Here is a 20,559-nt window from a genome sequence, read left to right on the forward strand (position 1 = left end):
TGCGTCAGGGATGACGCCTTCGCGAGCAAGCCCGCTCCCACAGTGGGCTTGTGTTATCCACAGAGTTTGTGAGCCACATCCAATCCCTGTGGGAGCGGGCTTGCTCGCGAAGGCGGCAGTACAAGCACCAACGACTCCAGATAAAACAAAAAAAGCCCCGGCCAATCGACCGGGGCTTCCTGTTTTATCAGGCCCTCAGTCCCGCAAATCCGACTCATGAATCGGCTGGTCCCGATGGGTGGCCCGCTGGTATTGCGCCGGCCACGTGGCCTTGCGGCCGCCCAAGTCATCATCGGCATGCAAGGCCCAGTACGGATCACGCAACAATTCCCGGGCCAGGAAAATGATGTCGGCCTGGCAAGTGCGCAGGATGTGCTCGGCCTGGGCCGGTTCGGTGATCATGCCGACGGTGCCGGTGGCGATTTCCGACTCCTTGCGCACCCGCTCGGCAAAACGTGTCTGGTAACCCGGGCCGGTGGGAATTTCCGCATTGGCGGCCGTGCCGCCCGATGACACATCGATCAGGTCCACACCCAGCGCCCTGAAGCGCCGCGCCAGTTCCACGGTCTCATCCGGGTTCCAACCATCCTCGACCCAATCGGTGGCGGAGACGCGGACGAAGACCGGCAGTTCTTCAGGCCATACCGCCCGGATCGCTTCGGTGACTTGCAGCACCAGCCGGATACGGTTTTCGAACGAGCCGCCGTATTGATCGCGCCGCTGATTGCTCAACGGCGACAGGAATTGATGCAGCAGGTAGCCATGGGCCGCGTGGACCTCGACCACCTTGAAACCGGCCGTGAGGGCGCGCTTGGCCGCCTCCACGAAGGCCTGGATCAGATCGGCGATCTGCCCTTCGTCCAACTGCACCGGCTGGGTGTGTTGCGGATCGAAGGCAATCGGCGACGGGCCGATCGGCACCCAGCCGCCGTCCGCCGGTTTGACGCTGCCATGTTTGCCCAGCCAGGGTCGCCAGGTGCTGGCCTTGCGTCCGGCATGGGCCAGTTGGATGCCCGGCACGGCGCCTTGGGCGGTGATGAACCGGGTGATGCGTTGCAGGGGTTCGATCTGTTCATCGTTCCACAGCCCCAGGTCCTGGGCGGTGATGCGACCGTCGGCGGTCACGGCGGTGGCTTCGGTGAACACCAGGCCGGCACCGCCCACGGCGCGGCTGCCCAAGTGCACCAGGTGCCAATCGTTGGCCAGGCCATCGGTGCTCGAATACTGGCACATCGGCGATACCGCGATGCGATTGGGCAGGGTCAATTGGCGAAGGGTATAGGGTTCCAGCAGCAGACTCATGGGGCACCTCTCGAATCAGTGGGCAGGCTCCAGGGTTCTGTTTGAACAGTCGACGAGTGACAAAAGGTACAACTCCCGCCCCCGCGGGCAAAAAATTCGACAAGACGTCACAAGGGCTATCAAGCAGTGCTTAGAGCCTAGTCGACAACCCGCGAGCACGGAGGGTTCAGAACTTAAAAACCGACGGTGTGACGCAACGACGTTCGCTCAAGGCTGCTTGCATCTCGTGGCGAGGGAGCTTGCTCCCGTTGGGCTGCGAAGCGGCCCCCTGAGTTCCAGCCATCACATTGCAAGGGGACGCTGTCGCGTCCAGCGGGAGCAAGCTCCCTCGCCACAAAGGCCGATCGGCGTATCGCCTACCGCGGCTCGATATGGGCAATCATCAACTGCACCGTTTCCTGGCCGCGGAACTCGTTGAGGTCGAGCTTGTAGGCCAGCTCCACCCAGCGCACGGTAGGGTTGGGCCAGATCTCGCGGTCGATGCCGAAGGCAATGCCGTCGAGCTTCACCGAGCCGCATTCGCTCTTGAGGATGACCTTCAGGTGCCGTTCGCCCACCACGCGTTGCTCGACCAACTGGAACACGCCATGGAACATCGGCTCCGGGAAATGCTGGCCCCAGGGACCGGCATGCCGCAGCGCCCGGGCCAGTTCCAGATGAAACTCCTCCACCGCCAGGGTGCCATCCGACAACAGCCGGCCGGTCAGGTCTTCTTCGCGCAGTTGCCGGCGCACTTCCGCATCGAACGCTTCGGCGAACAATGGAAAATTCGCCTCCGGCAGCGTCAGCCCCGCCGCCATGGCGTGACCGCCGTACTTGCTGATCAGCGTCGGATGCTGCGCCGCCACCACGCTCAGCGCATCGCGAATGTGGAAGCCCGGCACCGAGCGCCCCGAGCCCTTGAGCAAGCCGTCGCCGGCGTCGGCAAAGGCGATGGTCGGCCGGAAATAACGTTCTTTCATCCGCGAGGCGAGGATGCCGATCACCCCTTGGTGCCACTGCGGATCGAACAGGCACAAGCCGAATGGCATCGACTCCACCGGCAGGTCCTTGAGCTGGGCCAGGGCTTCACGCTGCATGCCTTGCTCGATGGATTTGCGGTCCTGGTTCATGCCGTCCAGTTGCGCCGCCATTTCCCGCGCCAGGGCCGGGTCGTCGGTGAGCAGGCATTCGATGCCCAGGCTCATGTCGTCCAGGCGCCCGGCCGCATTCAGACGCGGCCCGAGGATAAATCCGAGATCAGTGGAAGTAATCCGCGCTGCGTCGCGCTTGGCCACTTCCAGGATCGCCTTGATGCCGGGCCGGGCGCGTCCGGCGCGAATCCGTTCCAGGCCCTGGTGCACCAGGATCCGGTTATTCGCGTCCAGCGGTACCACGTCGGCCACGCTGCCCAGGGCCACCAGGTCGAGCAATTCGCCAATGTTCGGCTGAGGGGTGCTGGCGTACCAGCCCAGGCTGCGCAGACGCGCCCGCAGCGCCATCAGCACATAAAAAATCACCCCGACACCGGCCAGGGCCTTGCTCGGGAACTCGCAGCCCGGCTGGTTCGGATTGACGATGGCGTCTGCCGCCGGCAATTCGAGGCCCGGCAAGTGGTGGTCGGTGACCAGCACCCGAAGCCCCGCCGCTTTCGCCGCCGCCACGCCTTCCACACTGGAAATGCCGTTATCCACGGTGATCAGCAATTGCGGTTCGCGGGCCAGGGCGACTTCGACGATTTCCGGGGTCAGCCCATAGCCATATTCGAAGCGATTGGGCACCAGGTAATCGACATGGGCCGCACCCAGCAGGCGCAAGCCCAACATGCCCACCGTGCTGGCCGTCGCGCCATCGGCATCGAAATCCCCGACGATCAGGATCCGCTGGCGTTGCTCCAGCGCCGTCACCAACAGATCCACCGCGGCGTCGATCCCCTTGAGCTGCTGGAACGGAATCAAGCGCGCCAGGCTCTTGTCCAGTTCGGCCTCGGACTGCACGCCGCGTGCTGCGTACAGGCGGGTCAACAGGGGCGGCAGGTCACCGAGGAACGGTAGGGTGTCGGGCAGTTGGCGGGGTTCTATACGCATGGGGGGACGGATATTTCTCTACTTTTTGGTCCTGGACCGTGGCGAGGGAGCTTGCTCCCGCTGGGCTGCGTAGCGGCCCCCTTGATTGTGGGCGCTGCGCACCCAAGCGGGAGCAAGCTCCCTCGCCACAATGAGTTCACTCAATACCTGTCAATGGCTCAACCGCGTTCGCCCAGCAACCATTGGAGCTGGACTTCATGCTGGCCACGGTCGTCAGTCACGAAAATCGTGCCTTCGCTGATCATCACATCCCACTTGATCACCCGGGGCATGTCCTTGGCCAGGGTTTCGAGCACTTCCTGGGGCACGGCGGCGATGTTGACGTTCTTCAGGTTCTTGACCGCCGGAATCACCTTGCCTTCCCACACCCGCAGGCTGCCGTAGGCCAGCAGGCTGGTGCGCTCGGTCCGGCGCGAGCACCAGGTCAGGCGATCGGCATCCGGCTGACCGACTTCGATCCAGTGCAGCACCCGGTCATCCAGGCTTTTTTCCCACAGCGCAGGCTCATCGACGTCTGACAGACCACGACCAAACGCCAGCAGCTCGTTGTACCAGAACGCGTAGGCCAGCAGGCGCACGGTCATGCGCTCTTCGGTTTCCGAAGGGTGGCGGGCGATGGTCTGCTTCACATTCTCGTACACATTGCGGTCGAGGTCGGTGAGGTTCAGTTCAAACTTGTAGGTCGTGGACGGCTGGGCCATGAACGGGCTTCTTGATACGAGGAAAGGCGGCAAGTCTAACCGATGACGCGGGCAATCCACGAATTGCCGACCATCAACCTGCGGCGACCGGCCCTGGCCTATGATAAAACGCTCTATCCGTTCTGCTTTGTCCTACAGGATCCGTCATGTCGCTTACTGCCAAACCCCTTGCCGGCGTCAAAGTCATCGAACTCGGCACTTTGATCGCCGGGCCCTTCGCCTCGCGAATCTGCGGCGAATTCGGTGCCGACGTCATCAAGGTCGAATCCCCCGATGGCGGTGATCCGCTGCGCAAATGGCGCAAGCTGTATGAAGGCACATCCTTGTGGTGGTTCGTCCAGGCACGCAACAAAAAGTCCCTGACCTTGAACCTCAAGCACCCTGAAGGCCTGGCGATCCTGAAGAAACTGATCGGAGAAGCCGACATCCTGATCGAGAATTTTCGCCCCGGCGTGTTGGAAAAGCTCGGCCTGGGCTGGGATGTTCTGCATGCACTGAACCCGAAGCTGGTGATGGTACGGCTTTCGGGCTTTGGCCAGACCGGGCCGATGAAAGACCAGCCGGGGTTTGGCGCGGTGGGCGAATCCATGGGCGGCCTGCGCTACATCACCGGTTTCGAAGACCGCCCGCCGGTGCGCACCGGGATTTCCATCGGCGACTCCATCGCCGCCCTTTGGGGCGTGATTGGCGCGTTGATGGCCCTGCGTCACCGCGAGGTCAACGGCGGAACCGGGCAAGTGGTGGACGTGGCTTTGTACGAGGCGATTTTCGCCATGATGGAAAGCATGGTGCCGGAGTTCGACGTGTTCGGCTTCATCCGCGAGCGCACCGGCAACATCATGCCCGGCATCACCCCCTCGTCCATCCACACCAGCGCCGACGGCAAGCACGTGCAGATTGGCGCCAACGGCGATGCGATCTTCAAGCGCTTCATGCAGATCATCGGGCGTGACGACCTGGCCAATGACCCGCAACTGGCCAGCAATGATGGCCGTGACAGCCGGCGCGATGAGCTCTACGGCGTCATCGATCGCTGGGTCAACGGGCTGCCGCTCGACAGCGTTATCGACCAACTGAACCAGGCCGGGGTACCGGCCAGCCGGATCTTCAGCGCCGAAGACATGTTCAGCGACCCGCAATTCCTGGCCCGTGAAATGTTCCTGCAGGCCAAGCTGCCGGACGGCAAGGCGTTCAAGATGCCAGGAATCGTACCGAAACTCTCCGACACCCCGGGCACCTCCGAATGGGTCGGGCCGGCATTGGGTGAACACAATGCCCAGGTGCTCGGCGAACTGGGCTACGACGCGCAGCAGATCGCCAAGCTGCGTAGCGACGGGGCCATTTGACGGACCGCAAGGGGGCAGTCACTGAAGATCAAACTGTGGGAGCGAGCCTGCTCGCGATTGCGGCGGGTCAGACGACTTGATGTTGACTGGCACACCGCAATCGCGAGCAGGCTCGCTCCCACACAGGTTTTGGGTCGTTTATAAGATCAGTGTCCGCCGCCGATCCCTGTGGGAGCCGAGCTTGCTCGCGATAGCGGTGTGTCTGCTTGCATCAATGCTGAATGTGCCGCCGCAATCGCGAGCAGGCTCGCTCCCACAGTTGGGCCCACAAAAGCTCCACCAGGGCCTGACAGAACACGCTAAACACATAAAAGCCGGGCAAAAAGAAACCCCGAGAAGTGGGGAGACGACTCGGGGTTAAACGTAACCAATCATGGTTAGTACAACAAGCGACAAGCACCGGAGCACAATGCTTGCTCTTGCTGGTAAAAGGTCTGACTCATCAGGACGTAGGAAGGTTCCCACAAAACCCGGTCAATTCGCCGCGACCATGACCTTGTCGCGCGCCAGATTGCGCAATGCCGCAATCACACAGGGCTCGAGGCGACCCTCGGCAATCAGCACATCGCGATGCAGGCCATCGACCACGTCGGTCAACTGACGCTTGTCGGCCAATTGGGCCTGATTGAACACTCGCTCGACGATGATGCTCCCGCTGGCATTCCTCAGCGTTACCCGGCATTCGCCCTTGGCACCGGAGGGAGTCAGCGAGACCTGGTACGGGCTCAAGGCTTCATTCAGCAATAGGCTGATACTTTCCATTCGCTCACCCTTCAATAGTCCGAAACAACTGCATGTACACAGTCAATGACCGTGGGCCGCAGCAGAAAGTTCGTCAGCGCACCGAACCGGCACGCCTCAACCTGTTCAACCGAGCATGCGCGTCCAATATGACAGTCAAACAACAGCCTTCTCCGGGCGCCGTTAGGGGCTGACGGCCGGCACAGCCAAGCCCCTGTCGCAACGGCGCCACCGGCGCCCGACATCGGTCCAGCCCCCCAGAATGCCACGCAGGTGCCCATCGGCCCCATAGAACGGCACCGACCAATGATAGATTTCCCGCAATCCGCCGCTGAACATCAATTGCCGGTCGACGAACCGAGACTGGCCGGTGCGCAATTGATCCATCACTTCCCCATGCAGCAGCTCGGCGGTGGCCGGCGGGAATGATGCCGAGTCGGTCAGCCGCGTGCCCCGCAGTTTTTCGAAGCGGGTCGCGAACTGCTCTTCATAGCTTTTGTTGCACATGATCAGGCGGCCTTCCAGATCACGGATGAAAATCGGGTCGGGAATGGCATCCATCAAGGCCCGCTGGAGCATCAACTGATCCTTGAGGACCGCTTCGGCGTTGAGGCGTTGGTCGATCTGTATCTGCAGGCGACGGTTCCACAGCAGGGACAAGAGGCCAAACACCACGACCACGGTCACACACCAGTAACCCCAGCTGGACATCCGCGTCCAGATCGTGGGCGCCTGGACTGGGGTCGTGCCGGACAACCATTTCGAACGCAGCGCACGCATGTCCTCGGCCGGGAAGGCTTCCAGGGCTTTATTCAAGATACTCAGCAACACGGTCAGGTCCTGGCGTACCGCCAGGTAATCCGGTTCCCACTTGCCCTCAAGGCCGCTGCCGACCTGCAATTGCCCGGCCGGATAGAGATGCACCCCGGTTTCATTTTCGATAGTGGCGAAGGCTTCCCGACTCTCTACCAGCGCCCGTGCCTCGCCAGAGGTCTTGGTCGTGCGTAATGTGATCGTCGGGTAATCGCGCCGGATTTCCGCTTCCAATGCATGGCGTGCCGGTAATGCCAGGACTTTCCCTTCGAGCTGCCCCAGCGAATGAAGGGACGATTCCCCGTCTCGGCCGACGAATACCCAGCCGAAACCACCGAACGCATGGCTGAAACCGAGGAAATCCCGACGTTCTTCATTCATCGCCAGCAGGGTCGTCATGTCGGCCTCGCCATTCTCCAGCATCGTCAACAACTCACCGGGGGAGAACGACTCCCGATGCACGAACTCGAGGCCGCTCAGGTGCGCGATACGCTGGAGAATATCGTGGTTCAACCCACTCCACTGTCCCTGCTCATTCTTGAACAAGTACAACGGAAACTGCATGGTGGCCACGATGACCCGGGGGTTCTCCTTGACCCACTTCAACTCTTGCGCGTCCAGCACCAGCCGTTCGCCAGGGTTGCGCGGTGGCGTTTCGAAAGCGCTCAGCGGCGCCGCACCGCCTCCCTGCGTCCAGTACATCAGGGCCAGAACCATTACCCAGCCCAGGGCTGGCTTGCCTTTGATAAAAAACGACATCTGCATTTCCTTCGAGATGACTCGCCCATCCCTCCAAGGGCGAAAACCCGGCCAGTTTGGCATGCATAAACAAGAAAGCCCGTCAGGAGACGGGCTTCAAAATGTGACAGATTTAAGCGGTCAGAGTGGCTTGCCGCGATTGCCATGCAGGCTGACAAAGGCCTGCACGGCTTTCAAGTCGTTGGGCAACACGGTGCATCGCTCATCTCGCTCAAACAAATCAGAAAGATGCGCAGGCAGTTCGAGCGCTTTTCCTACACCAGCTTTCTCCACCGCTTCCGGGAACTTGACCGGGTGAGCCGTGCCCAGGATCACCATTGGGATGTCCAGGCTGCGACGGCACTCACGAGCGGCCCTGACACCGATGGCCGTGTGCGGATCGAGCAACTCACCGCTCTGCTCGAACACCTCGGCGATGGTTTCGCAGGTCTGCTCATCGTCCACGGCCAGGGAGTCGAACAACTTGCGAGCTTCGGTCCAGCGCTCAGGCTCGACGCTGAAACCGCCGCCCTGCCGGAAGCTGTCCATCAGGCCGGCGATCGCCGCGCCGTTGCGACCGTGCAGGTCGAACAGCAGGCGTTCGAAGTTCGACGACACCATGATATCCATCGAAGGCGACAGCGTGGCGTGCAGGGTTTCCTTGACGTACTGGTTGCCGCTCATGAAGCGGTGCAGGATGTCGTTGCGGTTGGTGGCGACGATCAACTGGTTGATCGGCAGGCCCATGTTGCGCGCCAGGTACCCGGCGAAGATATCGCCAAAGTTGCCGGTCGGCACCGAGAACGATACGGAACGGGCCGGACCGCCCAGCTGCAGGGCCGCATGGAAGTAATAGACGATCTGGGCCATGATCCGCGCCCAGTTGATCGAGTTCACCGCCACCAGCCGCGTGCCCTTGAGGAAGCTCTGGTCGGCGAAGCTGGCCTTGACCATTTCCTGGCAGTCATCGAAGTTGCCTTCGATGGCGATGTTGTGGATGTTATCGCCAAAAATGGTCGTCATCTGCCGACGCTGCACTTCCGAGACCCGGTTGTGCGGGTGCAGGATGAAAATGTCGACGTGCTCGCAATGCTTGCAGCCTTCGATGGCCGCCGAACCGGTGTCGCCAGAGGTGGCACCGACGATCACCACGCGCTCGCCACGCTTTTGCAGCACGTAGTCCAGCAGGCGACCGAGCAGTTGCAGGGCGAAGTCCTTGAACGCCAGGGTCGGGCCGTGGAACAGCTCCATGACCCATTCGTTACCGTTGAGCTGACGCAGCGGCGCGATGGCATTGTGGGAAAAGACGCCATAGGTCTCTTCCAGGATCTTTTTAAAATCGGCGTCCGGGATGCTGCCGGTGACAAACGGGCGCATGACCCGGAACGCCAGCTCGTGATACGGCAGGCCGGCCCAGGAAGCGATTTCTTCCTGGGTGAAACGCGGCAGGTTTTCCGGCACATAGAGACCGCCGTCCGTGGCCAGGCCGGCCAGGAGGACATCTTCGAAATTCAGGGCCGGTGCCTGGCCGCGGGTGCTGATATAGCGCATAGGGGCAAACCTTCGGTTTGAGCTGCGAGCTGTAAGCTACAAGCTGCAAGTAAAAGCGGATCTGCTTTGACTTGGAGCTTGCAGCTTGAAGCTTGTAGCTGCTTAGTTCAAATGTTCAACGCGGATACGGACCACCGGCCCAACGACACCCTGGAGCGCTTCCAGCGCCGCGATCGCGTCGTTGATGTTCTGCTCGACCACACGGTGGGTCAGCAGGATCATCGGCACCAGGCCGTCGTGTTCCTCGACTTCCTTCTGCATGATCGACTCGATGTTGATGCCGCGTTCCGAGAGGATACTCGCCACTTGGGCCAGCACGCCCGGATGGTCCTTGGCCTGGATGCGCAGGTAGTAGGAGCTTTCGCACGCCTCGATCGGAAGAATCGGGTGAGCCGACAACGAGTCTGGCTGGAAGGCCAGGTGCGGCACGCGATTTTCCGGGTCGGAGGTCATGGCGCGAACCACGTCCACCAGGTCGGCAATGACTGAAGAAGCCGTCGGCTCCATGCCCGCGCCAGCGCCGTAGAACAACGTCGAGCCAGAGGCATCGCCGTTGACCATCACCGCGTTCATCACGCCGTTGACGTTGGCGATCAGGCGGTCGGCCGGGATCAGCGTCGGGTGCACGCGCAGCTCGATGCCGCTGGCGGTGCTGCGCGCCACGCCCAGGTGTTTGATGCGATAGCCCAGGGCTTCGGCGTAGTTCACGTCCGCGGTGGTCAGCTTGGTGATGCCCTCGGTGTAGGCCTTGTCGAACTGCAACGGAATACCGAACGCAATGGACGCCAGGATCGTCAGCTTGTGCGCGGCGTCGATGCCTTCCACGTCGAACGTCGGATCAGCCTCTGCGTAGCCCAGGGCCTGGGCTTCGGCGAGCACGTCTTCGAAGGTGCGACCCTTCTCGCGCATCTCGGTGAGGATGAAATTGCCGGTGCCGTTGATGATCCCCGCGACCCAGTTGATACGGTTGGCCGACAGGCCTTCGCGGATCGCCTTGATCACCGGGATGCCACCGGCCACGGCGGCTTCGAACGCCACGATCACACCCTTCTCGCGGGCCCTGGCGAAAATCTCATTACCGTGAACAGCGATAAGCGCCTTGTTCGCGGTGACCACATGCTTGCCATTCTCGATGGCCTTGAGTACCAACTCGCGGGCAACGGTATAGCCGCCCACCAGCTCTATGACGATGTCGATCTCAGGGTTCGTGGCCACTTCGAACACATCGTTGGTAATCGCAATACCGGTCGTCTGGAACTGAGGCTTTGGCGTGCGCATGGCAATTTGTGCCACTTCGATCCCACGCCCGGCACGACGAGAAATTTCCTCGGCGTTGCGCTGAAGTACGTTGAAGGTGCCGCCACCGACGGTACCTAACCCACAGATGCCTACTTTGACCGGATTCACTCTTGACTCCCCATGAAACGGCCGACGCAAGGTCGGCCGTGAAATACAGCCGCGCAGCAACGCGACTCTGTGTTTAACGGCCCGACGAAAGTTTTCGCCGAGCCGTGATCTTCAAAAGCGGATCGCCCATGATCATTTCGCGCCGAGGGCCAGTTTGGCCACTTGTGGCGCTGGCTGGTAGCCCGGAATTACCTGACCATCGGCCAAAACAATCGCCGGCGTACCGTTCACACCTATTGACTGTCCGAGGGCAAACTGCTTGGAAACCGGATTCTCGCACTGGGCGGCCTTGATTTCCTTGCCGTCGACCATCTTGTCCATGGCCGCTTTCTTGTCCTTGGAGCACCAGACCGCCTGCAACTGCTCATCACCCGGCGAGCCCAGGCCCTGGCGCGGGAATGCCACATAACGCACTTCGATGCCGCGCTTGTTCAGTTCCGGCACTTCGGCGTGCAGCTTGTGGCAATACGGGCAGGTGGTGTCGGTAAACACGGTGATGTGGGACTTGGTTTCGCCGATGGCCGGATAAACCACGGTTTCAGCGACCGGAATGCCGTTGATCAACTTGGAAATGCCTTGGCGCTCGGTCAGCTCGGTGAGGTTGACCGGCTTGCCGTCCTTGAGCTCGAACAGGTTGCCCTGGACGATGTATTGGCCGTCGGCGCTGGCATAAAGCACGCGGCTGCCCTTGAGCTTGACCTCATACAGGCCGGCCATGGGACTGGCCGAAATGGTGTCGATCGGCACGTCGAGCTGAAGGTTTTCCAGGCTTTTGCGGATAGCCTTGTCGGCCGCGTCATCGGCGATGGCAAAGGTACTGGCCAACGCAATGGCGGCGGCGGTGAACATCTGGATCAAACGCATGGGGACTCCTGAGGCGAACAAATGAGACGGGAAACGCCGACCCGCAGATTCGGGTTCCAACCGCCCACTGTGCAAACCGACAAAGCCTACCACAGAAGGCTGGCGTGACCGAATGCCGCTGACGCAAGACATTGCTGGAGGCTGCCCTGTGGAACTGTGCTGTGGGAGCTACCTGTGGAAGCTACCTGTGGGAGCAAGGCTTGCCCGCGATGGCCACGCTGCGGTGTAACAACTACACCGCGTTATCGTTCATCGCGGGCAAGCCTTGCTCCCACAAGCTTGCTCCCAAAGGCTCCCACAGGGGACTTCATTCAGCCGCGAGGATGATGCTTGGCATGCAAGTCCTGCAACCGTGCCCGAGCCACATGGGTGTAGATCTGGGTGGTGGACAAGTCGCTATGGCCAAGCAGCATCTGCACCACCCGCAGGTCGGCGCCGTGGTTGAGCAGGTGTGTGGCGAAGGCATGACGCAAGGTGTGGGGCGAGAGGGATTTGTTGATCCCGGCCACCTTGGCCTGGTGCTTGATGCGGTGCCAGAAGGTCTGGCGGGTCATCTGCTCGCCGCGCAGGCTGGGGAACAGCACATCGCTGGGACGCCCACCCAGCAGTTCATGACGGGCATCGCGCATATAACGCTCGACCCAAACAATCGCTTCCTCGCCCATCGGCACCAGGCGCTCCTTGCTGCCCTTGCCCATTACCCGCAGCACACCCTGGCGCAGGTTGACTTGCTCCAGCGTCAAGCTGATCAGCTCGGTGACACGCAGGCCACAGGCGTACAAGACTTCCAGCATGGCCCGGTCGCGCTGGCCGATGGCCTCACTGAGGTCGGGCGCCGCCAGCAACGCCTCCACATCGGCTTCCGACAGGGACTTGGGCAGCGGACGTCCCAGCTGCGGCATTTCCACGCGCAAGGTCGGATCCACCGCGATGAGCTTTTCCCGCAGCAAATAGCGATAGAACCCACGCAAGCCGGAGAGAAACCGTGCCGTCGAGCGCGGTTTGTAGTTCTGCTCCAGGCGCCACGCCAAGTGATCGAGGATCAACTCCCGGCCGGCATTGATCAGTTCCAGGTTATTTTCCTGCAACCAACCGTTAAACAGTGCCAAATCGCTGCGGTAGGCACCGCGGGTGTTATCGGACAGCCCCTTCTCCAGCCACAGGGCATCGAGAAACTGGTCTATCAGTGGATGATCGATGGCTGGCATAAAGACTCTTGAAAGATGCGGGCACACACGGCATCAAAAATGGAAACGAAGCTATGCAGGGTGCTCAAAGCACAAATCGCAGGCAACAAAAAAGCAGCCCGCAGGCTGCTTTTTTTTGCATCGGAAGCTGGACTTAAGCCAGTTTTTCCTTGATGCGAGCTGCTTTACCCGACAGGTCACGCAGGTAGTACAGCTTGGCTTTACGTACGTCACCGCGACGCTTGACAGCCATGCTGTCGATTTGCGGGCTGTAGGTCTGGAAAGTACGCTCTACGCCGACACCGTTGGAGATTTTACGAACGGTGAATGCACTGTTCACGCCACGGTTACGCTTGGCGATAACGACGCCTTCGAACGCTTGCAGACGGGAACGGTCGCCTTCCTTCACTTTCACCTGAACGACAATGGTGTCGCCCGGGGCAAAGGTAGGGATTTCTTTGGTCATCTGCTCTGCTTCGAGTGCAAGGATGATTTTGTTAGTCATGCTGTGCTCCTAAGGCAAGTCGTCGGACTCACCATCGATACGTTGTTAACTATCGTCCCGCTCGCGGATGTATTCCTCGAGCAGCTTCTTCTCTTCTCCAGAAAGCGAGCGGCTTTCCAGAAGATCGGCGCGTCGTTCATAGGTCCGACCAAGGGACTGCTGTAAACGCCAACGCCGGATGTGCGCGTGGTTGCCACTTAGCAACACGTCGGGAACACGCTGATCCGCATACACCTCCGGTCGGGTGTAGTGCGGGCAATCCAGCAGACCATCCGTAAAGGAATCTTCCTCGGCGGAATCTGCATGCCCTAAAGCTCCAGGCAGCAGTCGTGTAACCGCATCGATCAGGACCATCGCCGGCAGCTCGCCGCCAGACAGTACATAGTCGCCAATCGACCACTCTTCATCGACATGAGCTTCAATGAAACGCTCGTCAATGCCTTCATAACGGCCGGCAATCAGGATCAATGCATCCGAATTCGCCAGCTCGCGTACCGCCGACTGAGTCAGCTGGCGGCCTTGGGGCGACAGGTAGATCACCTTCGCACCCTCCCCGGCTGCCGTCCTGGCCTGAACCAGCGCATCTTCCAGGGGCTTGATCTTCATCACCATGCCCGGACCACCGCCAAACGGGCGATCGTCCACAGTGTGATGTCGATCCGTGGTGTAGTCCCGCGGATTCCAACAGGTGAGCTGCAACAGCTCCTGTTTCACCGCGCGGCTGGTTATGCCGTACTCGCTGATGGCGGAAAACATCTCGGGAAACAATGTGATGACTTCAACGCGCAAATTAGCCACGTTTAGAAATCCGCATCCCATTCCACCTTCATCTCGCCTGCGGCAAGGTCGACGGCCAACACGCATTGCTCGGTATAGGGCAACAGGCGTTCGCGATCATCCAGGCTGCCGACGCAAGGCTTGACCACCATGACATCGTTCGAACCGGTCTCGAGCAGGTGATCGATTTTCCCGAGCAATTGCCCGAGGTGGTCGATGACCTTCAGACCCACCAGCTGGTACCAGTAGTACTCGCCGTCGGTCAGTTCAGGGAACAGGTTGCGCGGCACGCAGATCTCATAACCGGCCAGAAGACGTGCTTCTTCACGATCATCGAGACCCTTGAGCTTTGCGACCAGGAACTTGTCGTTCCCGCGTCCGCTGACCAGCTCCACCTGTTTCACGCTACCTTCGCGCTTGAGCGTCCAGGTTTTGTACTCCAACAGGTTCTTGATCGGATCAGTAAAGGAATACACCTTCACTTCGCCGCGAACGCCATGTACAGAATAGATCTTGCCGACAACGATCAAATCACCGGCATCTTTTGGCGTCGCGTTCATATTGCTCAGGCCGCAGCCTTAGCCGATTCCTTCAACAACTGAGCAACGCGCTCAGAAGGTTGTGCACCAACGCTCAGCCAGTAGGCTACGCGCTCTTGGTTCACGGACAGACGAACTTCCTGACCACGGGCAACAGGGTTGAAGAAACCAACCTGCTCCTTGTGGGAACCGTCACGCGGGTTGCGGCTGTCGGTTACGGTCAGGTGGTAAAACGGGCGCTTTTTGGAGCCGCCAAGGGCAAGACGGATTGTTAGCATGTGAACATCGTTCCTGTAGTCGGTGCTGCAAATCTAAATGCACAGCGGGCATAGGTGCCCGAAAGGCCGCATATTCTAAGGAATATCCGGACTTTTGCAAATGTCTTTTTCCGGCGCCTGGCGCCATGCGATCAAGATTTGCCATAGAGCCGTCATGAAAAACGGCAGGTCAGCTCCCACGTAGCGCGGGTTTGCTGGAGATCCCCGCATCCGTGCGGGGCAACGCCGACATGACAGCCGGCGCAGATTCTTTACATTTTCGGCATGCCGCCGCCGGGCAACATACCGCCCATGCCGCGCATCATCTTGGCCATTCCGCCCTTGGCGGAGAATTTCTTCATCATCTTCTGCATCTGCTTGTGTTGCTTGATCAAACGGCCGATGTCCTGCACCTGGGTGCCGGAACCCATGGCGATGCGGCGCTTGCGCGAACCGCTGATCAGCTCAGGGTCGCGGCGCTCGGCCGGGGTCATGGAGTTGATGATGGCTTCCATCTGCTTGAACTGCTTTTCAGCCGCGCCCTGGGCATTGCCCATCTGCGCCAGGTTCACGCCACCGATGTTCGGCAGTTTGTCCATGAGGCCGCCAAGGCCGCCCATGTTCTTCATTTGTTGCAGCTGGTCGCGGAAGTCTTCGAGGTCGAAGCCCTTGCCCTTCTTCAGCTTCTTGGCCAGTTTGTCGGCCTTGTCCTTGTCGAGGGTCTGCTCGGCCTGCTCGATCAGGCTGAGTACGTCGCCCATGCCGAGGATGCGCGAGGCGATACGCTCGGGGTGGAACGGCTCGAGCGCTTCGCTCTTCTCGCCCATACCGATGAACTTGATCGGTTTGCCAGTGATGGCACGTACCGACAGCGCGGCACCGCCACGGGCGTCACCATCGACCTTGGTCAGGATCACGCCGGTCAGCGGCAGCGCGTCACCGAACGCCTTGGCGGTGTTGGCCGCGTCCTGGCCAGTCATGGCATCGACCACGAACAGGGTTTCCACCGGGTTGATCGCGGCATGGAGCGCCTTGATCTCGCCCATCATCTCTTCATCGATGTGCAGGCGACCGGCGGTATCGACGATGACCACGTCGATGAATTTCAGTTTTGCTTCTTTAATAGCCGCCTGGGCGATGTCCACCGGCTTCTGGCTCAGGTCGGACGGGAAGAACGTCACGCCGATGTCGTTGGCCAGGGTTTCCAGTTGCTTGATCGCCGCCGGACGGTAGATGTCCGCCGACACCACCATCACCGACTTCTTCTTGCGCTCTTTAAGGAAGCGCGCCAGCTTGCCGGCTGTCGTGGTCTTGCCCGCGCCTTGCAGGCCGGCCATCAGCACGACCGCTGGCGGTACGGCGCTGAGGTTCAGGTCTTCGTTGGCGGCGCCCATCAGGCTTTCGAGCTCGGCCTGGACGATCTTCACGAACGCCTGGCCCGGCGTCAGGCTGCGCGACACTTCGGTGCCGACGGCGCGTTCCTTGACCGAATTGACGAAGTCCTTGACCACCGGCAGGGCGACGTCGGCTTCGAGCAACGCCATGCGCACTTCGCGCAGGGTGTCTTTGATGTTGTCCTCGGTCAGTTTCGCCTTGCCGGTGACATGGCGCAGCGTCTGCGAGAGACGGTCGGTTAGGTTTTCAAACATGCGCGATCCTTTCAGGCCCAGATGAGACCGGGATAATGGCGGCCCAGACCGTGAAAAATGTGCTCGGCGAGCCTGCGGCGTGGGCAGGTCGCGGATTATAGCGAAGAAGCGTGCGGCGTACACCTTGCAGTGGTCTTTCGTGTGGAGGGGGTTCTATGCCAAACTCAGCGACTTTCGGGCTTGCCTAACAGGATTTATGCTCCCCTTGTCACCCAGCTTGCTTGCCACCCTCGCCGCCGCTTGCCTTTATGCCGCTGCGACCCTCTATCAAGGCACACGCCTGGCCACCGGCGCCAAGGCGAACAAACGCCTGCTGGTCACGCTTGGCGTGCTGGCCGTGCTCGGCCACGCGGCCAGCCTTTATACCCACCTGATGACGCCGATCGGCCTGGGCCTGGATTTCTTCAACGCCGCCAGCCTGATCGCCGTCGCCGTGATCGCCCTGACGCTGCTGGCCTGCTCGCGCATCCCGGTGGAGAACCTGTTGGTGCTGCTGTTCCCGCTGGGGCTGGCCACGGTGCTGCTGGCGCAGTTCGCGCCGTCGGGCACCGTGCAGATCATCGACGAAGAGCCAGGCATCCTCGCCCACATCCTGCTGTCGATCCTCGCCTACGGCCTGTTCACCATCGCCGTGTTCCAGGCCTTGTTGCTGCTGGTGCAGGATCACCAGCTCAAGCACAAGCACCCGTCCGGGCTGATCCGCAACTTCCCGCCGCTGCAAACCATGGAAAGCCTGTTGTTCGGCTTCCTCTGGGCCGGCTGGACCCTGCTGTCGCTGTCGCTGATCTCCGGCTGGCTGTTCGTCGAGAACCTGTTCGCCCAGCACCTGGTGCACAAGACCTTGCTGGCGTGCCTGGCGTGGGTCGTGTTCAGCGTGCTGCTGTGGGGCCGCAACCGCCTCGGCTGGCGTGGACACAAAGCGATTCGCTGGACCCTGGCCGGTTTCTGCCTGCTGATGCTGGCGTACTTCGGTAGCAAGCTGGTTCGTGAATACATCCTGCATATCTGACGGACGGCCCTGATGGATACGTTGCCCGTAGCGCCGTTGTTCGCCGTGCTGGTGGTGCTGATCCTCTGGTCGGCCCTGTTCACGGCCATCGAAGCCGCCCAGCAATACCTGCTGGCCCAGCGCACAGCCTCGCGCGCCAGTGACAGACCGCTGGCGGCGCTGACCTTCCCGCTGGCCAGCCTGATCCTGTGCAATACCCTCTGTCGCGCCCTGGCCGTGGTCATCGGCACGTTGCTGGCCATTTTTACCTGGCTGGAAAACGGCCCGTGGGTCGCCTGGCTCGGCACCAGCGCCGCCCTGCTGGTGTTCGCCGACTACCTGCCGCGCACCTTGGCCAGCCGTCAGCCCGACGCGGTGCTGGCATTGGGCAACACCTTGCTGGGCATACCGCTGAAGATCCTCTACCCGTTTGCCTGGTTGCTGAATAGCGCCAGCCAGTTGTTGCTGCGCCCCTTCGCTCGCAAGCCCGGCATGGTGCAGCAGAGCGACGACGAAATGCCCGCGCCACCGCGTAGCGAGCAGGAATCCGAGCACGGCAGCAGCCGGCTGCATCCGATTTCCGGCATCCACGCCTTGGACAACATCACCGTCAACGATATCCTCGTACCCCGTAGCGAGGTCGATGGGATCAACCTCGACGACCCCATCGGCGACATCATCGAACAGCTGCGCCTGAACCGGCGTACCCGCCTGCCGGTGTTTCACAGTGACATCAACCAGGTCGAAGCGGTGCTCAACACCCGCCAGATCCGTCATTTGCTGGCGGACGCGAGCCTGACCAAGGAAGCGCTGCTGACCGCTTCCCACGAGCCTTACTTCGTGCCCGAAAGCACGCCACTGCAGCTGCAACTGTTGAATTTCCACAAGCAGCAGCGGCGCTTGGGCATGGTGGTGGACGAATACGGCGAAGTGCTGGGTATTGTCACCCTGGAAGATATCCTCGAAGAAATCGTCGGTGAATTCGAGAGCGAGCACAGCCTCGACAATCCCCACGTTCATCCCCAGCCCGACGGCCGCCTGATGATCGATGGCGCGGCGTCGATCCGCGAATTGAACCGGACCCTGGGCTGGCACCTGCCTTGCGACGGCCCCAAGACCCTCAATGGGTTGGTGACCGAAGCCTTGGAAACCATTCCCGAAAGTCCGGTCTGCCTGAAGATCGGCCGTTATCGGCTGGAAATCATCGAGACCGTGGACAACCGCGTCAGCCAGGTGCTGGCGTGGCATAACAGCTCGGTGCCCGCAGTCCTCTAATTACCGCACCGTGGCGAGGGAGCTTGCTCCCGCTGGGCTGCGCAGCAGCCCCAAAAGCAGCCCCCAACTTACCTGATACACCGAGTGATATGGTTTCAGGGCCGCTTCGCAGCCCAGCGGGAGCAAGCTCCCTCGCCACAAAAAGCTCAGCGCACCCTTCAATATTGTGTACGGGCTCACTTGTTGATTCATTAGCCCCCTTCCTATACTCAACCCGCTTACCCAGCCCCGCCCGAACCCCGTGCCTACCCCGCACTTGGCTGGTTCCGGCCAGACCATCGGCAAGATCCGCAGCAACCCTGGGACTGTTCCTACCCGAAACAGCGACGGGATACCCGCCCACATCCCTGGGGGTTCGACCATAATAATTCGCTCCAACGGAGCATATGACTGTCAGGGATAACCGCATGACGACCGCTACCTGCAACGAGGCAGTGACTGCCCAGCCGACCAACTCGGCCACTCGCGTGGCGACCGCGAGCTTCATCGGCACCGCCATCGAGTTCTACGATTTCTACGTCTACGCCACGGCTGCGGCCCTGGTGATCGGGCCAGTGTTCTTTCCGCAAACCTCAGGCACGGCACAGATGCTGTCGTCCTTCCTGACGTTCGGCATCGCCTTCCTCGCCCGTCCGCTGGGTTCGGCGCTGTTCGGCCATTTCGGCGACCGGATCGGGCGCAAGTCCACATTGGTGGCGTCCTTGCTGCTGATGGGCGTGTGCACCACGCTCATCGGCGTGTTGCCCGGCTATGCCAGTATTGGCGCCTGGGCACCGATCCTCCTGTGCGTGCTGCGTTTCGGCCAAGGCCTGGGGTTGGGCGGCGAATGGGGCGGCGCGGCGCTGCTTGCCACCGAGAACGCCCCTAAAGGCAAGCGTGCCTGGTTCGGCATGTTCCCCCAACTGGGGCCCTCCATCGGCTTCCTGGCGGCCAACGGCTTGTTCCTGACCCTGGCCATGAGCCTGGACGACGAGCAATTCCGCTCCTGGGGCTGGCGAATTCCGTTCCTGCTCAGCGCCGTGCTGGTGATCGTCGGCCTCTACGTGCGCCTCAAGCTCCACGAAACCCCGGTGTTCGCCAATGCCGTGGCCCGCCAGGAGCGAGTCAAGGTGCCGCTGGTCGAGCTGTTCAGCCAGTATTGGGCGCCAACGCTGCTGGGCGCGGCGGCGATGGTGGTGTGTTACGCGCTGTTCTACATCTCGACGGTATTCTCCCTGAGCTACGGCGTGTCCACCCTCGGCTACAGTCGCGAAACATTCCTGGGCCTGTTGTGCTTTGCCGTGCTGTTCATGGCCGCTGCGACCCCGTTGTCCGCCTGGGCCAGCGACCGCTACGGCCGCAAACCGATCCTGATCATTGGCGGCCTGCTGGCGATTGCCTCGGGATTCCTCATGGAGCCCTTGCTGACCCATGGTTCCACGGGCGGCGTGGCGTTGTTCCTGTGCATCGAGCTGTTCCTGATGGGGGTGACCTTCGCCCCCATGGGTGCCTTGCTGCCGGAACTGTTTCCGACTCATGTGCGCTACACCGGCGCCTCGGCAGCCTACAACCTGGGCGGCATCGTCGGCGCCTCGGCCGCGCCATTCTTCGCCCAGAAACTGGTGGCGATGGGCGGCTTGAGCTATGTCGGAGGCTATGTTTCAGCGGCCGCGCTGCTCAGCGTCATAGCGGTGTTGTGCTTGAAGGAAACTCGTCATAACGACTTGAATCGGGTCGCCTAGGCCGGGCCCGTGGCGAGGCCCCGCGCCTCGCCACGCCAACCTGTCGCCAGCCTGAACGGCCACCAATGAAATAACCGTTAACAATCCCCCACCATTGAAACCACCCCCCACCTGCCCCATCTAAGACCCATA

The 20,559-nt window shown here is 61.2% G+C and carries 18 protein-coding genes; 4 read left to right on the forward strand and 14 right to left on the reverse strand.

Features of this window, described 5'->3' with window-relative positions:
- Positions 1 to 195: 195 nt before the first annotated feature.
- The 3 genes from J3P88_RS24860 to J3P88_RS24870 all read right to left on the reverse strand — a co-directional run bounded on the left by J3P88_RS24860 (position 196) and on the right by J3P88_RS24870 (position 4,069).
- Complete coding sequence (locus J3P88_RS24860) at positions 196 to 1,302, reverse strand: NADH:flavin oxidoreductase/NADH oxidase (RefSeq protein ID WP_434572162.1); 1,107 nt, start codon at positions 1,300 to 1,302, stop codon at positions 196 to 198.
- A gap of 356 nt (positions 1,303 to 1,658) precedes the next feature.
- Positions 1,659 to 3,368, reverse strand: coding sequence for a single-stranded-DNA-specific exonuclease RecJ (recJ, locus tag J3P88_RS24865; protein WP_186705445.1), 1,710 nt, complete (start codon positions 3,366 to 3,368; stop codon positions 1,659 to 1,661).
- Positions 3,369 to 3,526: 158 nt separating this feature from the next.
- On the reverse strand, positions 3,527 to 4,069 hold the full coding sequence (locus J3P88_RS24870; protein ID WP_122568769.1) for a YaeQ family protein: 543 nt from the start codon (positions 4,067 to 4,069) through the stop codon (positions 3,527 to 3,529).
- Between the two features lie 146 nt (positions 4,070 to 4,215).
- Between J3P88_RS24870 and J3P88_RS24875 the strand changes: the two genes are divergently transcribed.
- The gene (locus J3P88_RS24875; RefSeq protein ID WP_186705444.1) at positions 4,216 to 5,415 is read left to right on the forward strand and encodes a CaiB/BaiF CoA transferase family protein; all 1,200 of its coding nucleotides are present in this window, start codon (positions 4,216 to 4,218) and stop codon (positions 5,413 to 5,415) included.
- A 474-nt stretch (positions 5,416 to 5,889) separates the two neighbouring features.
- Here the strand turns inward: J3P88_RS24875 and J3P88_RS24880 are convergent, their stop codons facing one another.
- The 11 genes from J3P88_RS24880 to ffh form a co-directional block, all read right to left on the reverse strand.
- A complete protein-coding gene (locus tag J3P88_RS24880) occupies positions 5,890 to 6,177 on the reverse strand; it encodes a DUF3509 domain-containing protein (RefSeq protein ID WP_186705443.1) in 288 nt (95 codons plus the stop codon).
- Between the two features lie 162 nt (positions 6,178 to 6,339).
- Positions 6,340 to 7,728, reverse strand: a complete 1,389-nt coding sequence (locus J3P88_RS24885) for a transporter substrate-binding domain-containing protein (RefSeq protein ID WP_434572166.1) — start codon at positions 7,726 to 7,728, stop codon at positions 6,340 to 6,342.
- Between the two features lie 120 nt (positions 7,729 to 7,848).
- Positions 7,849 to 9,258: a threonine synthase gene (gene thrC / locus J3P88_RS24890; protein ID WP_434572168.1), complete on the reverse strand. Its 1,410-nt coding sequence runs from the start codon at positions 9,256 to 9,258 to the stop codon at positions 7,849 to 7,851.
- Positions 9,259 to 9,360: 102 nt separating this feature from the next.
- Positions 9,361 to 10,665: a homoserine dehydrogenase gene (locus J3P88_RS24895; RefSeq protein WP_186705440.1), complete on the reverse strand. Its 1,305-nt coding sequence runs from the start codon at positions 10,663 to 10,665 to the stop codon at positions 9,361 to 9,363.
- 132 nt (positions 10,666 to 10,797) lie between these two features.
- Positions 10,798 to 11,529, reverse strand: a complete 732-nt coding sequence (locus tag J3P88_RS24900) for a DsbC family protein (protein WP_186705439.1) — start codon at positions 11,527 to 11,529, stop codon at positions 10,798 to 10,800.
- A gap of 311 nt (positions 11,530 to 11,840) precedes the next feature.
- Positions 11,841 to 12,737, reverse strand: a complete 897-nt coding sequence (xerD, locus tag J3P88_RS24905) for a site-specific tyrosine recombinase XerD (protein WP_207966394.1) — start codon at positions 12,735 to 12,737, stop codon at positions 11,841 to 11,843.
- Positions 12,738 to 12,870: 133 nt separating this feature from the next.
- Positions 12,871 to 13,221, reverse strand: coding sequence for a 50S ribosomal protein L19 (rplS, locus tag J3P88_RS24910; protein WP_003175895.1), 351 nt, complete (start codon positions 13,219 to 13,221; stop codon positions 12,871 to 12,873).
- Positions 13,222 to 13,266: 45 nt separating this feature from the next.
- Positions 13,267 to 14,040 (reverse strand): tRNA (guanosine(37)-N1)-methyltransferase TrmD, encoded by a 774-nt coding sequence (gene trmD, locus J3P88_RS24915; protein ID WP_170845966.1) that lies wholly within the window; start codon positions 14,038 to 14,040, stop codon positions 13,267 to 13,269.
- The gene (gene rimM / locus J3P88_RS24920; RefSeq protein WP_186705437.1) at positions 14,022 to 14,558 is read right to left on the reverse strand and encodes a ribosome maturation factor RimM; all 537 of its coding nucleotides are present in this window, start codon (positions 14,556 to 14,558) and stop codon (positions 14,022 to 14,024) included. The genes trmD and rimM overlap by 19 nt, the downstream gene beginning before the upstream one ends.
- A gap of 5 nt (positions 14,559 to 14,563) precedes the next feature.
- On the reverse strand, positions 14,564 to 14,815 hold the full coding sequence (gene rpsP / locus J3P88_RS24925; protein WP_003198088.1) for a 30S ribosomal protein S16: 252 nt from the start codon (positions 14,813 to 14,815) through the stop codon (positions 14,564 to 14,566).
- Positions 14,816 to 15,066: 251 nt separating this feature from the next.
- Positions 15,067 to 16,443, reverse strand: coding sequence for a signal recognition particle protein (gene ffh, locus J3P88_RS24930; protein ID WP_003198085.1), 1,377 nt, complete (start codon positions 16,441 to 16,443; stop codon positions 15,067 to 15,069).
- Positions 16,444 to 16,639: 196 nt separating this feature from the next.
- Between ffh and J3P88_RS24935 the strand changes: the two genes are divergently transcribed.
- The 3 genes from J3P88_RS24935 to J3P88_RS24945 all read left to right on the forward strand — a co-directional run bounded on the left by J3P88_RS24935 (position 16,640) and on the right by J3P88_RS24945 (position 20,427).
- On the forward strand, positions 16,640 to 17,452 hold the full coding sequence (locus J3P88_RS24935) for a cytochrome C assembly family protein (protein ID WP_053118690.1): 813 nt from the start codon (positions 16,640 to 16,642) through the stop codon (positions 17,450 to 17,452).
- A 12-nt stretch (positions 17,453 to 17,464) separates the two neighbouring features.
- The gene (locus J3P88_RS24940) at positions 17,465 to 18,706 is read left to right on the forward strand and encodes an HlyC/CorC family transporter (RefSeq protein WP_186728980.1); all 1,242 of its coding nucleotides are present in this window, start codon (positions 17,465 to 17,467) and stop codon (positions 18,704 to 18,706) included.
- A gap of 407 nt (positions 18,707 to 19,113) precedes the next feature.
- Positions 19,114 to 20,427 carry an MFS transporter gene (locus J3P88_RS24945; protein ID WP_186705435.1) on the forward strand — a complete coding sequence of 438 codons (1,314 nt, stop codon included), beginning with the start codon at positions 19,114 to 19,116 and terminating at the stop codon, positions 20,425 to 20,427.
- Positions 20,428 to 20,559 lie beyond the last annotated feature (132 nt).

Origin of the sequence: Pseudomonas sp. Z3-6, from assembly GCF_051131985.1 — a bacterium.
Taxonomy (GTDB): Bacteria; Pseudomonadota; Gammaproteobacteria; order Pseudomonadales; family Pseudomonadaceae; genus Aquipseudomonas; species Aquipseudomonas zanjanensis.

What these genes read in the sequence shown, in the direction of transcription:
- J3P88_RS24940 (WP_186728980.1), top strand. Translation starts at nt 17,465, where the DNA reads ATGGATACGTTGCCCGTAGCGCCGTTGTTCGCCGTGCTGGTGGTGCTG.
- J3P88_RS24885 (WP_434572166.1), bottom strand. Translation starts at nt 7,728, where the DNA reads ATGTCGTTTTTTATCAAAGGCAAGCCAGCCCTGGGCTGGGTAATGGTT.
- J3P88_RS24870 (WP_122568769.1), bottom strand. Translation starts at nt 4,069, where the DNA reads ATGGCCCAGCCGTCCACGACCTACAAGTTTGAACTGAACCTCACCGAC.
- J3P88_RS24935 (WP_053118690.1), top strand. Translation starts at nt 16,640, where the DNA reads ATGCTCCCCTTGTCACCCAGCTTGCTTGCCACCCTCGCCGCCGCTTGC.
- trmD (WP_170845966.1), bottom strand. Translation starts at nt 14,040, where the DNA reads ATGGGATGCGGATTTCTAAACGTGGCTAATTTGCGCGTTGAAGTCATC.
- J3P88_RS24945 (WP_186705435.1), top strand. Translation starts at nt 19,114, where the DNA reads ATGACGACCGCTACCTGCAACGAGGCAGTGACTGCCCAGCCGACCAAC.
- J3P88_RS24875 (WP_186705444.1), top strand. Translation starts at nt 4,216, where the DNA reads ATGTCGCTTACTGCCAAACCCCTTGCCGGCGTCAAAGTCATCGAACTC.
- rpsP (WP_003198088.1), bottom strand. Translation starts at nt 14,815, where the DNA reads ATGCTAACAATCCGTCTTGCCCTTGGCGGCTCCAAAAAGCGCCCGTTT.
- J3P88_RS24880 (WP_186705443.1), bottom strand. Translation starts at nt 6,177, where the DNA reads ATGGAAAGTATCAGCCTATTGCTGAATGAAGCCTTGAGCCCGTACCAG.
- rplS (WP_003175895.1), bottom strand. Translation starts at nt 13,221, where the DNA reads ATGACTAACAAAATCATCCTTGCACTCGAAGCAGAGCAGATGACCAAA.
- xerD (WP_207966394.1), bottom strand. Translation starts at nt 12,737, where the DNA reads ATGCCAGCCATCGATCATCCACTGATAGACCAGTTTCTCGATGCCCTG.
- rimM (WP_186705437.1), bottom strand. Translation starts at nt 14,558, where the DNA reads ATGAACGCGACGCCAAAAGATGCCGGTGATTTGATCGTTGTCGGCAAG.
- J3P88_RS24900 (WP_186705439.1), bottom strand. Translation starts at nt 11,529, where the DNA reads ATGCGTTTGATCCAGATGTTCACCGCCGCCGCCATTGCGTTGGCCAGT.
- ffh (WP_003198085.1), bottom strand. Translation starts at nt 16,443, where the DNA reads ATGTTTGAAAACCTAACCGACCGTCTCTCGCAGACGCTGCGCCATGTC.
- recJ (WP_186705445.1), bottom strand. Translation starts at nt 3,368, where the DNA reads ATGCGTATAGAACCCCGCCAACTGCCCGACACCCTACCGTTCCTCGGT.
- thrC (WP_434572168.1), bottom strand. Translation starts at nt 9,258, where the DNA reads ATGCGCTATATCAGCACCCGCGGCCAGGCACCGGCCCTGAATTTCGAA.
- J3P88_RS24860 (WP_434572162.1), bottom strand. Translation starts at nt 1,302, where the DNA reads ATGAGTCTGCTGCTGGAACCCTATACCCTTCGCCAATTGACCCTGCCC.